15 protein-coding genes are annotated in these 15206 nt (G+C 39.6%); 11 read left to right on the top strand and 4 right to left on the bottom strand.

The window, feature by feature from the left end:
- Window positions 1–14 precede the first annotated feature (14 nt).
- The 4 genes from K358_RS17750 to K358_RS0100490 form a co-directional block, all read right to left on the bottom strand.
- Window positions 15–296 (bottom strand): Rho-binding antiterminator, encoded by a 282-nt coding sequence (locus tag K358_RS17750; RefSeq protein ID WP_038149360.1) that lies wholly within the window; start codon window positions 294–296, stop codon window positions 15–17.
- Between the two features lie 47 nt (window positions 297–343).
- Window positions 344–868: an RDD family protein gene (locus K358_RS0100500; RefSeq protein WP_027695002.1), complete on the bottom strand. Its 525-nt coding sequence runs from the start codon at window positions 866–868 to the stop codon at window positions 344–346.
- A 38-nt stretch (window positions 869–906) separates the two neighbouring features.
- Window positions 907–1617, bottom strand: a complete 711-nt coding sequence (locus K358_RS0100495) for a DUF445 domain-containing protein (RefSeq protein ID WP_027695001.1) — start codon at window positions 1615–1617, stop codon at window positions 907–909.
- A gap of 108 nt (window positions 1618–1725) precedes the next feature.
- On the bottom strand, window positions 1726–2082 hold the full coding sequence (locus K358_RS0100490; RefSeq protein ID WP_027695000.1) for a YibL family ribosome-associated protein: 357 nt from the start codon (window positions 2080–2082) through the stop codon (window positions 1726–1728).
- A 205-nt stretch (window positions 2083–2287) separates the two neighbouring features.
- On the opposite strand from K358_RS0100490, the gene K358_RS0100485 reads away from it, so the two are divergent.
- The 11 genes from K358_RS0100485 to K358_RS0100435 are packed head-to-tail and all read left to right on the top strand — an operon-like array spanning window position 2288 to window position 15205.
- Window positions 2288–3319 carry a hypothetical protein gene (locus K358_RS0100485; RefSeq protein WP_051241108.1) on the top strand — a complete coding sequence of 344 codons (1032 nt, stop codon included), beginning with the start codon at window positions 2288–2290 and terminating at the stop codon, window positions 3317–3319.
- A gap of 41 nt (window positions 3320–3360) precedes the next feature.
- Window positions 3361–4764 (top strand): undecaprenyl-phosphate glucose phosphotransferase, encoded by a 1404-nt coding sequence (locus K358_RS0100480; protein ID WP_027694998.1) that lies wholly within the window; start codon window positions 3361–3363, stop codon window positions 4762–4764.
- Window positions 4765–4790: 26 nt separating this feature from the next.
- The gene (locus K358_RS0100475) at window positions 4791–6071 is read left to right on the top strand and encodes a hypothetical protein (RefSeq protein ID WP_027694997.1); all 1281 of its coding nucleotides are present in this window, start codon (window positions 4791–4793) and stop codon (window positions 6069–6071) included.
- 35 nt (window positions 6072–6106) lie between these two features.
- Window positions 6107–6661 carry a polysaccharide biosynthesis/export family protein gene (locus K358_RS0100470; protein WP_156888653.1) on the top strand — a complete coding sequence of 185 codons (555 nt, stop codon included), beginning with the start codon at window positions 6107–6109 and terminating at the stop codon, window positions 6659–6661.
- Between the two features lies 1 nt (window position 6662).
- Window positions 6663–8891: a GumC family protein gene (locus tag K358_RS17745; protein WP_083962713.1), complete on the top strand. Its 2229-nt coding sequence runs from the start codon at window positions 6663–6665 to the stop codon at window positions 8889–8891.
- Window positions 8891–10102 carry a lipopolysaccharide biosynthesis protein gene (locus K358_RS0100460; RefSeq protein ID WP_027694995.1) on the top strand — a complete coding sequence of 404 codons (1212 nt, stop codon included), beginning with the start codon at window positions 8891–8893 and terminating at the stop codon, window positions 10100–10102. The genes K358_RS17745 and K358_RS0100460 overlap by 1 nt, the downstream gene beginning before the upstream one ends.
- 7 nt (window positions 10103–10109) lie before the next feature.
- Window positions 10110–11501, top strand: coding sequence for a hypothetical protein (locus K358_RS0100455; protein WP_027694994.1), 1392 nt, complete (start codon window positions 10110–10112; stop codon window positions 11499–11501).
- Window positions 11498–12499, top strand: coding sequence for a glycosyltransferase family 2 protein (locus K358_RS0100450; RefSeq protein ID WP_027694993.1), 1002 nt, complete (start codon window positions 11498–11500; stop codon window positions 12497–12499). Before K358_RS0100455 ends, K358_RS0100450 begins: the two co-directional genes overlap by 4 nt.
- Entirely contained in the window at window positions 12496–13707 is a 1212-nt protein-coding gene (locus K358_RS0100445; protein WP_027694992.1) for a glycosyltransferase family 4 protein, read from the top strand. Before K358_RS0100450 ends, K358_RS0100445 begins: the two co-directional genes overlap by 4 nt.
- A complete protein-coding gene (locus K358_RS0100440; RefSeq protein WP_027694991.1) occupies window positions 13704–14810 on the top strand; it encodes a glycosyltransferase family 4 protein in 1107 nt (368 codons plus the stop codon). Before K358_RS0100445 ends, K358_RS0100440 begins: the two co-directional genes overlap by 4 nt.
- Complete coding sequence (locus K358_RS0100435; RefSeq protein ID WP_027694990.1) at window positions 14807–15205, top strand: hypothetical protein; 399 nt, start codon at window positions 14807–14809, stop codon at window positions 15203–15205. The genes K358_RS0100440 and K358_RS0100435 overlap by 4 nt, the downstream gene beginning before the upstream one ends.
- The last annotated feature ends 1 nt before the right edge of the window (window position 15206 follow it).

The raw sequence follows: 15206 nt of genomic DNA, 5'->3' as shown, positions 1-15206 counted from the left end.
ATGCTCATGGGGCCTCATTCACTTGTCGCCTCACTGCAACTCCAATTACTTTGGGTATAGGCTTTCTTGAACGAGGCAATGTGATCTAATCGGATCCGTTGCCTTGTTTTATTTTTGTCGACCAATTCTACCTCTAGCCATTCTCCGGTTTCTTTTTCTGAATAGACATTGATGGCTGAAGCGATAAGCGTGCGCTTGTCATGTAAATGTATCTCAAGCTTATCATGATGCATACATGCCACCTCAAACTCATCGTATTGTGAGCAAGCGATAGGTTGGTATTTTATCTCGTCCATGAGTGCTCGCTTATATGAAGTGGCTGTTTAGGGATCCATATATTAGTTTAGTCTTTAAATGCACTAGGTGTGAAAGTATCCGCTTTCGGACGAATCACCACGGTGCCTGCAATCTTGTCATGGAAGCCTTGTTTCTTGCTATCAAAGCCGACCCAGATGAAGCCCAACATAAATAAGAAAGTCGATACAAAGTAGCCTAGGTAACGAATAATTGACTGAACGGTAGTTAAACGTTGTCCTGTTTTCGCATCGACAACTTGTGCTTTGATCAGCATTTTTCCGGGGGTTGCACCGCGGAACTTCCAAAATAGTACCGTGATGATGAGCAGAGGAATGTAGCTCCACCAAGTATCCGACAGCATAGTTCCAGCCCATGAAGTGGAGTAAGAAGAATAAGAGTAGTGTTCTGTTTGAGTACTAAAACTTTGTTGATAAGACTCTAGTCCCGGTAGTGCAATGAGCACTAAGGCAATGGAATAAAGAATATTATCAATAATGCTGGCCCCAACACGCGACCAAAATCCAACATATTCGTATTCCATTAAGGTGTCGCTTAATTCAAATTTTTTCATAACCTAGTCCAGTTTGTTTTTATTATCTGTGCAGTTTTTTAAGCCGCGCTAACGATAGCTGAAATAACACCAATAAGGCCACCAAACACGCCACCCCACACCACAAGCCAACCTAAATGTTGTTGAATCATAGTCTTAACAATTTCTTTGACCATCTTAGGGGTTAATTCGTTCAATCGCTTATCAATAATATTTTCAATATTGGCTTGAATATCATCCATCATTGACGGCTGCTCTAGCTGCTCTTTTAATGCTTGTTTTACCTGATCACTTTGGCTGATTTCAATCATAGAGTCTTGCATTTTCTCAATAAAAGGCTGTTTTAGCGGTTGAAGTGCTTCCGCGCCACCCAACATTGCTAGCATTCCACCAAAAGAAGAATGGGTGATCACTTCTACTAAAGAGTCAAAACTCGGCTCTAAATCGATTTTTTGTATGACGGGCTTTAAATCTAACGAGGCGCTGCTTGCCAATTCTTGATTTAAAAACTTATCGATGTTTTGGCTAGTGAAAAACTGCATCATCATGAGGTTTTTAATCGCCGCTTTAAACTCTTCAAAACGAGCTGGGATAATGCCCGAGCCATACAAGCCCGGTACTTTTTCAAACAGCATGTGAATGGCGAGCCAATTGGTCACCGCACCTGAAAAGGCAAATAAGCCAGCATAGAGCACAATGGTGTTTTGAGTTTGGTAACCAATCGCTAATAAAACAATTGAAATAAGGTTAGTGATAAAGCTTTTGTTCATAGTGATTTTCTTGTTTTGTTATATCCAAGGGACGTAAAATTAAGGCATAAAAAAGGATGATAAACGTGAGTAGTATCATCCTTCGACAGTCATTGAGATGCGACTCGCTTAAAACTCTTTAGGAGCAAAGCCTGTCATTTCTTCTAATTTTAACTCTTTACCAATTTTGGTTAAAGGGTGAACGATAACAAGACCCTTCACTGATTTTTTCAGTTTACCTTGGTCGGCTTTCTCTTCTTTAGTTAATGCGCGGCTAAAAGGCATCGCGAGTAAGGCTTTGCGTTCTTTATTTAAATCGTAGTTTTTTTTGTGGTTATGCTGAGCGATTTGTTTACTGAGCTGGTTAATTTCAGTTTCAAATTGATAAATCATTGCTTTATCTGCTCGCTTTTGAGCAGCTTCAAGTTTATGGCGGCACTTATCAAGTCGATTATTAAGTTGTTGTAGTTCGTTTTGTTGGCTCATGTGTTCACCATATTAAGTAAATTGAATCTGTGATTACAGCAAATAGTTTGTGCAGGATTATAACATGAGCGAAGAGTTTCACCTATATGGAATAGATTTCGTACCCGAATCATATTTATGATATAAGAAACGACGATTTTTTTGTCATCCATAACTATTTTCATCTATTAATAGGATATGAAGTGAGCAAATTGACAGGAGACTTATGATTATTTTTCAGCGTTTTGTGTTCCTTGTTATTTTTACGGCTTTTATTAGCTGCTCGACCGTTTTTGCTCAAGCTACTCCGCCGAAAACAGATGATACTCAACAAAAAGTGGAAACCAAAGATTCTACGCCTATCTGGGTGAAAAAAGTGGTTGATGCAATGTCTCTCTTTAATGATGAGGTGTTATTGATGTCACCAGCTGAACCCTCATGGTCGCGACATGGGAATGTGATACAAGGCATACCCAAAGGCGAGGCGGCTCCTTCTTATTGGGTGGATGCCATAAAAAAGGCGGGTAATAAATCAGCGATTGGATATACGAAAGGTGAGTGGTCTGCGGTCACTGCATGGTTTGTTGCTTACCCTGGTGTAAGTCATTCAGCCAATCAAAAAACAATACAAATAAGAATTGGTGAAATTAATTTATGGGTATTACGCTCGAACCCTAATTTTCCTCGTCAGATTGCTAAAGCGAGTTGGGAAGAAGTAATCCCTTCGTCAGCGCCAACCTGGGCTGGTAACTATGATCACCAGTTAATTGAATACCAGAGTGAAAGTGTGAGAGTGGATACTGATTCAGGCTATGCATTATATTCTATGAATAACAGTTTGAGTCCAGTTCATGGTGGAACGGAAGTTCATTCTTTAAATGGTGTTGATGAGAATAGAAGCTGTAACAAGGCCGGTAATATTGTTGGTGTGTTTGTTCGAATGAAAGCACAGTTAGTCGATAGCCCTCCGGAAACGAACATATTACTTTCTGTTGGAGCTGATTACTACCCAGATAAAGCAGTGACTGCGTCTGATTTAGTTGGCGCAGGTTACTTTCCTGGTGCGGGAGGCAGTCGTTTTCAAAGGCTTACTTCACAAGAACAATGGTTTTATATGGCAAATATTGCCGACCCTGAGCAGCGGGATATGCAAGGGAATTTATTCTATGAACCTAATAATGAATATACACGAAAAGGTTTAAATACCTTTATAACATTCCAAGAATTTATTAATAATCACCCAGATATTACTGAATGATATTGTATTAATAAAATTTATTATCTTAAGAGGAAAGTTAAATGAGTCGTGAAACGTTGAAAATTGCAGATGATGGGTTTTCTTTTTTAATTAAACTATTTGACTTTTTAGTCATTAATGTGGGCCTTATCTCAACACTGAAAGTATTGGGCTTAACACCAACTATTGTCGATGTATTTGGTGGTTTAGTCTTCTCAACGATATATTTACTGTGTGGTGAATATTCTGGATTATATAAGTTGAGTTATGATGCCCCGAAAAAAATGATTATTAAGAGAAGTATTATTGGCTTTCTGCTTTCACTTATTATTATGAAAATGGCTGTAATGAATGTGTCAACTTTAAAAGGTGTCGATATTGCCGTATTAACACCTTTAACATTTTGGGGGGCAAATACTCTTTCTGCTTTGATAAATCTTATTGCTCGCCTGATGATACATAGATACTCAACTAAGAAAATCTTTTCTCAAAAAATAGGAATTATAGGGTTAACCGCTGGGGGGCTTTCAGTCGAAAAAGGATTGCTAGACAAGTATGGAGGGGCATTCAAAAAAAATATAGCTTATTATGATGACCGGGGTGATGACCGTTTTGGTTATATAACTAAAAGTAAGTATATGGGAGAAGTAGATTCATTATTAGAGGCTTGTCAAAAAGGTGAGATAGATCAAGTGTATATTGCTTTACCAATGGTAGCCCGTGAACGTATTCGTGGTTTTTTAAATGCACTGTCTGATACTACCGTTGATACCTTTATTGTTCCGGATTTGTATACTTATAATTTGAGTCATTCCCAATTGAGAGCCGTTGGCAATGTGCAGACTTTCAGTGTGTTTTCTTCTCCTTTTGAAGGCTTAGGCGCTGTGATCAAGCGTACAATTGATATCGTTGTAGGTGGCCTGATTACCTTAATTATTCTCCCTGTATTACTTGCGGTTGCGATTGGCGTGAAGTTAAGTTCTTCTGGCCCCGTATTGTTTAAGCAAGATCGTTATGGCCTAGGCGGCAAAAAGATTAAAGTTTGGAAGTTTCGCTCAATGAAAGTAATGGAGAATTCCGAGGTCGTGACTCAAGCGACGAGAAACGACCCTCGAGTGACTAAATTCGGAGCTTTTATTCGTCGTACTTCACTTGATGAACTTCCTCAATTTATTAATGTTTTACAGGGTACGATGTCGATTGTCGGGCCTAGACCACACGCAGTATCTCATAATGAGGAGTATCGAAAAATTGTTGATAACTACATGATACGCCATAAAGTGAAACCGGGCATCACCGGGCTGGCGCAGATTAGTGGCTATCGAGGCGAAACCGATACTCTAGATAAAATGGAAAAGCGTGTTCAATACGATATTCGCTATATGCAAAATTGGACCCCGTTTTATGATATAAAAATTATATTCCTGACCATATTTAAAGGGTTTGTGAGCGATACTGCTTATTAATTGATGATGGAATTGTGATTTATAAAGTGAAGGATAAGTTTTGGTTAGCGCTATGTTTCGTGAGCTTTTTTAGCCAGGCAGAGTTGACACCAAAATCACATACAGGTTGGCTTGGTATTGATTATCAAGCCAATGTGGGTATCGACACTGGTTATAATGACAATGTGACCTTTCAACCCGATCCACTGTATGCCTCAGAGAGTTTTTTTTACCGTATTAATCCTGAAATTCGTATGATCGGTCAGCGCTATACTGATACTTATGTGCTTTCCTATTCAGGGGATTATTTAAAATATGAAGATGCTTCTTCTGATGATGCTAACAAACATGACCTAAGCTTTTATGGTGAATGGTGGCTTGGGTTTAAGCACTCGGTGAAGCTGAATCTCGATAATACGATTAATCGAGAACAAAGAGGTCGAGAACTAACAGAAGGTCTATTGCCTAGCCAACTCGCGCTTTATGGTATTGATGAAGGATTGAAAACCAACTTTTTTAACGGTGAAGTTCGTTATAACTATGGTGCCCCCGAGGGAAGAGGGTCGTTACAATTTGCGCTGCAACAGAAGCGTTTAGATTACACGGATTTATCTTCTGTTGAGCAGGCCAGTTCAGACTTTTATCAATATGTATTAGCTCAAGAGTGGGTTGAGAGTAGCGCTATTGTTGAGTTATTCGATAAATATTCGAAAGTTTCTCGTTTTCGCTATAGCTTTATAACTAACCACCGTGATTATGAAAATCAGATAAAAAACTCCAATGAATATTTTTTAGTGGTAGGGGTCCAAACTGAATTAACGGGTAAATCTTACATCGATTTTAATTTGGCTTGGTTATATAAAAACTTCCTTAATAATAGTGACTCTGATGATTTTAATGGCTTGAACTGGAATTTTAAATATCGTTGGCAACCTGTTAATTATTCGACTTTGGAGTTGCAGACTAGTCGAACGGTTAAAGACCCGAATGAATCTGGCGGTTATATAAAAGATAATAAGTATGGTATCTCCTGGAAGCATTATTGGTGGGTAGACAGGTTATATACTCGGTTCGAATTTTTATATAATGATCTAGATTACGTCAATATGAATACGAGACGAAATGATAAGCAATATACATCGACAGTGGCAATTGGCTATGATTATCGTCAATCTGTTTATATGGAACTGAGTTACCAAGATTTGCGAGTGGGCTCGAACCTAGTAACCGATACTTTTTATATCGGTGAGAATGGTACAGTTCCAGTAAATAGAACGCTTGGGTTGGATAAATCCTTGATAATGCTGACATTTAAGGTAAATATTTAATGAATACATTGAGGTTGTGGAGCTTAAGTATAGTTATGATGTTGGCAAATATTGCACATGCCAATGAATCAGACGTTTCATCAAACACTCTGACCGAGCAGCAACGTCAAGAGGCCAACCAACAAGCGGTACAAGAGGGTTATACCGTGGGAGCGGGGGATATTTTGAAAATTGAAGTTTTTGGTGAGCCTGACATGAGCATGCGTGTGATTATTGATAACAAAGGCCAGATCAATTTCCCCTATATCAACCAAGTTTCCGTACTCGGTAAAACCTTAGAACAGATAGAAAATTATATAGAAAATAACTTGCGTGGTGATTACCTAATTAACCCAAATGTTACGGTTACCATGGATAGGTTTCGCAAATTTTATGTGACAGGACAAGTTGAAGATCCTGATGGTTATGAGTATCAACCAGGGTTAACGGTGGAGAAAGCACTAGCTACCGCTGGAGGCTTTACTGATCGGGCTGATAGGGATGAAGTGAATATCCGACGTTCAGGCTCACAAGAACTATTAGAAGATGTGAGTATGACGGAACTCGTGTATCCGGGTGATACCGTTATTGTAGAAATGAGTTTTTTTTAATATGACAGCCTCAATAATTGAAAATGGGAAGAGATTGGAAAGTATTATCGATTTTTCTAAATTGACCGGTGAGATATTCAAACATTGGTGGAAAGTGGCGCTGATAGTATGTGTCATAACTGGCATTAGCTTTCCGTTCATACAAGGAATGGTGTCGCAGTATGTCTCGACGGCTACCGTATTGATTAAAGCCCAGTCTGATAATGCAACCCCGATGGAGCAAGTGGATGGTTATGATTCCACTCGAAACCCGTACTACGAAACTCAGTACACCTTGATGCAATCTAGGGTCATTATTGAAAAGGCAGTTAGAACATTAAAGCTGGATGAAGATCCTGATTTTAATGGTGAAGCAGGGAGAAGGTTAGTTGAAGATACGCCATTATTTGATGGTTCGACTCGTCATGAAGATAATAATATTAATGAAAATACATCCCTTTCTCAACATGGCATTCTGTCAAAGCAAGAACGGATAAATAATGCAGTTAAAACCGTTTATCAGCATATTACGATCAGTGGAGTACGTTTAACCCAATTGGTGTATGTTTCGTTTGAATGGCCTTCCTCTGAAGTAGCTGCGAAGGTTGCTAATGGTGTCGCTCAATCGTATATCGACTATACCGTTGAGCAAAAAGTACAGAAAACAATTGCGGCGCAAGAGTGGAACCAGCAACGTTTAGCAGAATTAAAGCAAACTATGCTAGAGCAGAAAAAAGGCATTGAAGCGCTTTTAGATGCCGAAGGGTTACTGACCTTTCGAGGCGTTGATGGATTTGAAACTGAAACCTTAGGAATCGTCACCAATAAGCTCGCTGATGCGAAAGATCGCCGCTTAACGTTAAAAGCCAATTACGATGTTGTCAGTCAAAGCTCAGGAATACCATTGTTGGATGTGATTACCTTACCTGAAATTTCAAGTCATGCTCAGGTACAAGACTTGCGTATTGCCCTTATTTCTGCCAATAAAGACTTATATCAACTGCAAAAACGTTATGGGCCAAAACACCAGAAAGTGCTGCAAGCGAAAGCTAAAATCGAAGCTATACAAGTACAAACACGCATGTTACTGCGTGAGCTAGAAAAAGGTTTATATAAATCCTATCAAGCGGCTTTGCAAAAAGAACGCCAATACGAACTTGAACTAGCAAAGCAGAAACAAACTTTCCAGGCGATGGCTGTCAAACGTGATAAGTACAATACGTTAAAAACGGATCTAGACAAAACCACAGACCTATATAAAGAGCTTTATCAGCGTACTCAAGAGCTTTCACTCAATCGTGAATATCGAGAGCCAGATTCTGTGTTATACGATCCAGCGGTAGCACCAGAAAAACCATCGAAGCCCAATAAAGCGTTATTCTTGATCATGATCTTCATGCTGACGTTGATCTTATGTGTAGTAGCTCTGATTGTGAAAGCAGCATTGCAAAACTCGATCACAACTATGTCCGATATCAAACGTCGGTTGGGGTTACTACCATTAGGAGAGCTAGGGGTGATTCCTAATCAAGCTGAGGAGTGGCATTTATCAACTTTTGAAACACCTCAAGTCGATGATCTGTTGGTCGGTTTACGAACCAAGTGGATTTTAGAAGAAAGTAATCAAATACAGCAAGGCATTATTGCTGAGCCTCATCGTGTTATATCAATAATGTCAGCCACAGCAATGGAAGGGCGTTCATTAGTGTCCTACCTGATAGCTAAAACATTTGCGCATGATAGTCGCACGTTATTAATCGACATGGATTATCGTAGCGAAAATGGGCTCACTGAGCGCTTTAACTTCCAGGGACATCCTGGTTTTTCCGATAGTTTAAACAATATTGAGGAACTTGAATCGTTTATTTTACCGGTTGAAGGCAAAGTTGATTTAATGCCGAAAGGCACATCGGATAGTTCTTCATTACTCTTATTGTCAAATCTTAATATACCAATGCTATTGGAGCATCTTAAAGCAAGATATGATCGAATTATCATCGACTTACCTTGTGTAGAAAGTTTTAAAGATGGCTTATTAGTTTCTAAGCAAACAGAAACCACTTTATGGGTTGTAGAGTCGAACAAACTGAATGCGAACCAAGTGCTCGAGCAACTCAAGCGCGTATCAGAACAAGGCATAAATGTTATGGGCGCGATGGTTAATCAAGTAAAGCTTGAACATATGCAAAGCGAAGAGGCTAAAACATTAAGGGATAACAACGCGCAGGTTTTGATACGGAAGGGTAGATAGTGAGTTTATTAAAAAGTGTTGGAACGATTGCAAGCTCGTCAATTGTCACCCAGTTAATTGGCGCTGGCACCATATGGCTGATTTCGCACCGTTATGGTATGGCAGATGTGGGGATCTACGCTTTAACGTACAGCATAATTTTGATTGGTGCTCAGATATGCATGTTTGCTTCACAGCTATTGTTGCCCAAGCAAAGCACGGAAACGTACATGCAGAACTTTGCTTTTTGCATTGTGCAAACATTGCTGATAGCCATTCCTTATGCATTGATATGCCATTATGTTTTTGACCGAGATTTTATTATTTTGTATCTCCTGACTTTATGTCAGGCCTGGGTGCTTATTTCGGAAAATATGCTGCTGCGTGACGAAAAAATAAGACTGTTAGCAGTTCAAAGACTTTCTGTATCGATACTGGTCGCGGCTGGTGTGTATTTATCTCAAACCATGTCTGATTTTTATTGGGTCTGGTCGATTGGGCTGTTGTGCTTAGTGTCTTTATGGTTAAGTTATTCTATTGAGTGGAAATGGCTTAATTGGAGCTTATTTCGGCCTAAAAACCTTCATCGTTTTTTTAAAGAAAATATTGGTCATATTTCAGGGATCGGCAGTGCGGAAGTGTTAGCAATGGCGAATGCGAATTTGCCGACAGTGTTGGTCAACTTATGGTTTACGCCTGTTATGGCGGGTTACTTTGCTGTAGTCAATCGTTTTTGTTTATCGCCAGTGGTGATTGTTGGCAATGCAGTGAGAAACTCTATTTTCTCAAAGTGGTCGATTGATTTTCGTAATCATCGATTTAATTACACTGAGTTTAAAAAAGTTCGTTTACTGCTATTGATTCTTGGAGTAGTGGCAACCGCTGGTGTGTTTGTCTTTTATCCGATAGTCATGCACTTAGGTTTTAGTGATGAATGGATAAGTTCGATTCCGACCTCACGCTACATGCTTCCTTATTTACTCCCAGCATTAGCAGTATGCCCACTGACGGTTATCGAGCTGGTGTTTGGTTCAGCAAAATATTTTTTGAGAATCCAGCTTGAGCAATTACTTGTCGTTTTTTGTGCCTTTGTGGTATTTCCTTACTTCTATAATAATTACGAATATTCAGTACTTATGTACGCAGTGCTTTCTTTTATTCGCTATGGATTTATTTATGTAAAAGTAAATCGTCGCGCGGTCAGTCTGTCTCACTTAAAGTCTAAGATTTAGAGCGACTATGAACATAATGAGATTACAGCTAAATACAGGACATTTTTTGCAAGTTTATGCCTTTGCGAGCCTTGTGTTTTGTGGTCTAGTTCAATACTTTACGGGAATTGGTGCAGTGCTCTGGCTACCATTTCTTTTGGTTTGTGCCATGTTTCTATTGTTGTTAATGCAAACACGTTATGAAGCTTTGGATCTGGACTATCAAGAGTATGCCATTCTCACGCTGTTTGTCGGTTTTTTTGTCATGGTGTTAGTCAATACCTTCCTACAAAGCGGGGTATTAGTCACTATCGTTGGGCTTAAAAATGAACTGGCGTTATCGTTGATATTATTCTGTCTTTTACTTGGCTTTTGTCGTGAGTCACAGGTCTATCGTGTGCTCAAATCGTTTTACTGGATTTTTTACCTACAGTTTCCGATTATTTTATATCAAGTGCTTGTGATTGTACCTAAAAGGGTTGCAATTAAAGGCCCGTATGAAAAGTGGGACTCGGTCGTCGGTACGTTTGGCGGAGACCCGATGGCGGGAGGAAACACGGCAGCAATGGGGCTGTTATGTTTACTGGTCATGTTGATGAAGGTTTCCGAATTTAAACATGGGGTTACCTCTAAGAAGTCGGTTGTTTTTCATGTGTCGGCAGCATTTTTACTGTGTATTCTAGGTGAAATTAAATTCGTGATTTTATTGTCTCCTATGTTGCTGGCGATGGTGTGGTTATCGACCAGTTATATTAAAGGCATGAAGAGCTTTGATCTTAAAATGCTATTAATTATTGTGGCTGGCGCGATGGTGTTGATCACAGGGGCCATTTTAGCTTTAGCGGCCTCTTATACCTCTTCAATTGGAGCCGATCCTACTAAAGGGCCTTTCGACGTATTCATTGATTCATTAGGCTACATATTTGACCCTAACTACATTATGGAGTCGGGTGAGCTAGGCCGGATGACAACGATCTTTTTCTGGCTGAATAATAGTGATCTTTATGGCGTGTCAGGCATGTTTTTCGGCTACGGATTAAATGCGACAAACCATGGTAGTTCCGTTTCCCCTGGTTTTTTAAATATTGTATTAAATGTCTTACTTGATTCTACATCATTAAGTATGTTGCTTTGGGAGACAGGTTTAGTTGGCACGGTGTTTTTTATTACCTTGGTGGTCTATATTTTTAAAGTGACTAAACCGGTTGGGACTTTTGAACCAATACAGTTGAATAAAGAAGACATTCAATTACTTAGCTTTCAGCCTGCTTTACGGGCCTTTGTTATTGGTTGCTTATTAAGTTTACCTTACAGCCAGATCTTAATGCTGACACCGATGTTGCAGTTCCTATTTTATTTCAGTTTAGGAGCGTCACTGGTGATCCGTCATTCCATTTTAAAATATGCAGAGAAATTATGAATAAATCGCCCTTTATTACCGTTATTATTAAAACCTATAACGAACAGGCGGGCATAGCCAAAACGATTTCAAGCGTTCGAGCGGCAATGGGGCATTACCCATACAAGATTATTGTTGCCGATAGTTTATCGACCGATGAAACTGCAAAAGTGGCGATTGAGGCGGGGGCAACGGTGGTTAGCTTAGTCCATGCTCACCAGCGTTGCTGTGGAATTGGACACCAACTTGGCTATCAATATAGTGAAGGCGATTATCTTTTATTACTGGATGGCGATATGGAGCTAGAAGCCGGGTTTGTTGATTCTGCTGTCAGCTTTTTACAACAGAATTCAGCTTACGCGGGTGTTGCCGGCCGAGTTGAAATGGATGAAGCGTCAAATTATGAATTTGAATCAAGAAAGCAGCGTCTAAATTCTATTTACCCAACAGGTGATGTTGATCACTTAGCTGGGGGGGGATTGTATCGTCGTTCTGCGATTGAAACGATTGGCTACTTAACGAATCGTAATTTACATGCGTATGAAGAGGCTGAATTAGGTATTCGTTTACAGTCTGCTGGATTTAAACTGCACCGCCTTGATATTCCTTATTTTTTTCATACCTCCTATGATCTGTCGACATTTGAATTATTAAAACGCCGCTGGAAAAGTAAGTACCTTTGTGGGCCGGGAGAGTTAATCCGATCATCGCTTGGTCAGCCTTATTGCTTAACCTGCGTAAAAAAAGTGAAAAATGAAGTAATTTTTGCTAGTTATTTATTGGTCGTTTTACTTGGGTTCATACTACTGAGCTGGCCAATGAGTTTACTGCTTCTAACGCCACTCGCTTTATTTTTCACTTTAAAATCAATTCGAAATCGCTCTATGGTTGCTGCCAGTTTTAGTGTGATTAACTTAACCTTATATTCGGCGGGCTTAGTGCGCGGGTTAATTCAACCTACCGTTGACCCTGCGGCACAAATTGAATCAAAAGTGATGAATGATCAGGAAAATGTATGAAAATTTTATTGGTGAATAAATTCTTTTATAAGAAAGGAGGCGCGGAAACGGTCTACTTTCAAGAGCGTGAGATGTTGCGCCAAGAAGGTTTTGATATTGTTGAATTTTCAATGACTCATGAAAGTAACGAGGCTTCTGATTATTCAGACTATTTTGTCAGTAATGTCGATTATTACCAAGGTTCGGGCATTATTGCAAAATTAAAAACAGCTCAACGATTTATCCATAACTCTGAGGCTTGCGAAAAGTTCAGCCAATTACTTGAAAAAGAACGTCCAGATATTGTTCATTTTCATAATATATACCATCAAATTACCCCTTCAATCATTAAAATCGCGAAGCAATTTGGTTGCATCACGGTATTGACGGCACATGATTATAAAATTGCTTGTCCTAATTACACCATGTATCGAGATGGTCAGGTCTGTGAGGCGTGTGTCTCTGGCTCCGTATGGAATGCATTTAAGTATCGTTGTCAGGAAGGCTCCGCTTCAAAAAGCTTATTGCTGTCTTTAGAGGCACTTTATCAGTCCTGGAGCAAAAACTACCACGCGTTAGATGTCGTGGTCTCACCTAGTGCTTTCTTAAGCGAGAAAATACAGCAGAAGCTGCCAACGGTGCGTACTGAAGTCATAGTGAATGGCATTGATGAAAACATAGCACAAGGTGAGATAGAAGATGAAGGTTACTTTGTGTATGTGGGTCGCTTAAGTAGCGAAAAAGGGGTCCCAACATTATTAAGTGCCCATCAACAATTGGCGGTAGACTTTCCTCTTAAAGTAGTAGGAACTGGGCCAATGTATGAGCAGTTAACCGCAGAGTATGATTCTGCTGAGTTTTATGGTTATCAAAGTGGTCGTGAATTAGAAAACCTAATTAAAAAGGCAAGGGCAGTGATTGTACCGTCTGAATGGTATGAAAATTGTTCCATGTCGGTATTAGAAGCTATGGCTTATGGTAAACCGGTTATTGGAGCCAAAATCGGTGGGATACCGGAGCAGATTCGTGATCAACAAGAAGGTTTATTGTTTGAAGCGGGTAACCAACAAGCACTGACAGATGCGTTGCATTATATGGCAACTAATCCGGAGCAAGCTCAGAAAATGGGAAGGCAAGCTCGCCAACGATTAATCGAAAAGTATTCTCTTAGTAAACATAAAGCAGATTTACTCGGCTTATACCAAGAATTAACAGAGACACAATCATGAAAATAACCGTAACTGGGACACGTGGTATTCCTGATGTTCTTGGTGGTGTAGAAAGCCATTGCCAACACTTATACCCTGAAATCAAAGCGCAATATGACACAGAGATATGTGTGATTGCCCGTTCTCCTTATGTTTCTTACCAAAATTCAGAGTACAAAGGGGTACAAACGAAAGCGATCTGGACGCCTAAAAAACAATCATTGGAAGCAATTGTTCACACTACCTTGGCAGCCTTCTCTAGTGTATTTGATAAATCAGATATTGTTCATGTTCATGCGATAGGACCAGGGCTATTAGTTCCCTTATTGCGTCTACTAGGAAAGAAAGTGGTGTTTACACATCATGGCCCAGATTACGATCGCCAAAAATGGGGCGGATTTGCCAAAAATATTTTAATGTTAGGTGAAAAGTGGGCAGTAAAATATGCCTCGGAAGTGATTGTTATTTCAGAGGTTATTAACAATATCATTAAACAAAAACATGGCAGAGAGGACGCGAATTTAATTTACAATGGTGTCGTGATCCCTGAACCAGTATCTTCTGATGTTATTCACTCGACATTACAGCGCTTTGATTTAAAAGAAAAAAAATATATGGTTGCGGTTGGCCGTTTCGTTGAGGAAAAAGGTTTTCATGATCTCATTGCTGCGCATCAATTAAGTGGCTCGAACGAAACGTTAGTCATTGTAGGCGATACCGATCACCCTAGTGAATACAGTGAAAAACTAAAGCAGCAAGCTCAAGAGGCTGATAATGTTATCCTTACTGGTTTTTTAAAAGGTGATGAACTGAAAGCCGTGTTCTCTCAAGCTCGCCTATTTATTATGCCGTCGTATCATGAAGGGTTGCCGATTGCCTTGTTGGAAGCGATGTCTTTCTCTTTACCAGCGATTGTCAGTGACATTCCTGCTAATCTAGAAGTGAAATTAAATTCAGAGAGTTACTTTGAAGTCGGCAATGTAGAAGCGCTCGCTGAAAAGCTTGATTTGGCGAGCTGCTGGGAACAGAAGGATTATAGTGAGTATCTTAAGGTGTATGATTGGCATTTAATTGCGCAACAAACTATGCAAGTATATCAACAAGTGGTTAAACGCAAATCATGAAATCTGAACAGCCAAGACAATTAAAAAACTTTTATCGCGCGCTAGATGATGATGCGTTTAATGAGCTTTCGGAGGAGACTAAAACCTCGATCGAAAAAGCGGTACTCGCCTTGACGGGTGATCATCACAAAGTAGACTATAGAGCAACATTCCCATTTTTCTTTAAGCGCTATTATATTGTTTTGTTAATGGGCAGAGACTTGCGAAAGATACGTCGCAAAGAATCACCCTTTAAATTGATCTTTTTAACCTTACTACTATTAATGTTCCTATCGCTTGCTTGTGTTTCAGTCGTTTTTGTTTTGTACATCATCAAGTCGGCGTTGGGAATTGATATTTTTCAATACTCATTTGGTGTATGGGATTGGTTTCAAGGTCTTATCGGAAGCCATTAAA

Origin of the sequence: Vibrio litoralis DSM 17657 (assembly GCF_000426765.1) — a bacterium.
Taxonomy (GTDB): Bacteria; Pseudomonadota; Gammaproteobacteria; order Enterobacterales; family Vibrionaceae; genus Vibrio; species Vibrio litoralis.
The sequence above is the reverse complement of the archived record's forward strand: the minus strand, read 5'-3'. Positions and strand labels throughout refer to the sequence as shown.

What these genes read in the sequence shown, in the direction of transcription:
- K358_RS0100495 (WP_027695001.1), bottom strand. Translation starts at nt 1,617, where the DNA reads ATGAACAAAAGCTTTATCACTAACCTTATTTCAATTGTTTTATTAGCG.
- K358_RS0100500 (WP_027695002.1), bottom strand. Translation starts at nt 868, where the DNA reads ATGAAAAAATTTGAATTAAGCGACACCTTAATGGAATACGAATATGTT.
- K358_RS0100445 (WP_027694992.1), top strand. Translation starts at nt 12,496, where the DNA reads ATGAAAATTTTATTGGTGAATAAATTCTTTTATAAGAAAGGAGGCGCG.
- K358_RS0100485 (WP_051241108.1), top strand. Translation starts at nt 2,288, where the DNA reads ATGATTATTTTTCAGCGTTTTGTGTTCCTTGTTATTTTTACGGCTTTT.
- K358_RS17750 (WP_038149360.1), bottom strand. Translation starts at nt 296, where the DNA reads ATGGACGAGATAAAATACCAACCTATCGCTTGCTCACAATACGATGAG.
- K358_RS0100435 (WP_027694990.1), top strand. Translation starts at nt 14,807, where the DNA reads ATGAAATCTGAACAGCCAAGACAATTAAAAAACTTTTATCGCGCGCTA.
- K358_RS0100480 (WP_027694998.1), top strand. Translation starts at nt 3,361, where the DNA reads ATGAGTCGTGAAACGTTGAAAATTGCAGATGATGGGTTTTCTTTTTTA.
- K358_RS0100470 (WP_156888653.1), top strand. Translation starts at nt 6,107, where the DNA reads ATGATGTTGGCAAATATTGCACATGCCAATGAATCAGACGTTTCATCA.
- K358_RS0100455 (WP_027694994.1), top strand. Translation starts at nt 10,110, where the DNA reads ATGAACATAATGAGATTACAGCTAAATACAGGACATTTTTTGCAAGTT.
- K358_RS0100490 (WP_027695000.1), bottom strand. Translation starts at nt 2,082, where the DNA reads ATGAGCCAACAAAACGAACTACAACAACTTAATAATCGACTTGATAAG.
- K358_RS0100440 (WP_027694991.1), top strand. Translation starts at nt 13,704, where the DNA reads ATGAAAATAACCGTAACTGGGACACGTGGTATTCCTGATGTTCTTGGT.
- K358_RS0100450 (WP_027694993.1), top strand. Translation starts at nt 11,498, where the DNA reads ATGAATAAATCGCCCTTTATTACCGTTATTATTAAAACCTATAACGAA.
- K358_RS17745 (WP_083962713.1), top strand. Translation starts at nt 6,663, where the DNA reads ATGACAGCCTCAATAATTGAAAATGGGAAGAGATTGGAAAGTATTATC.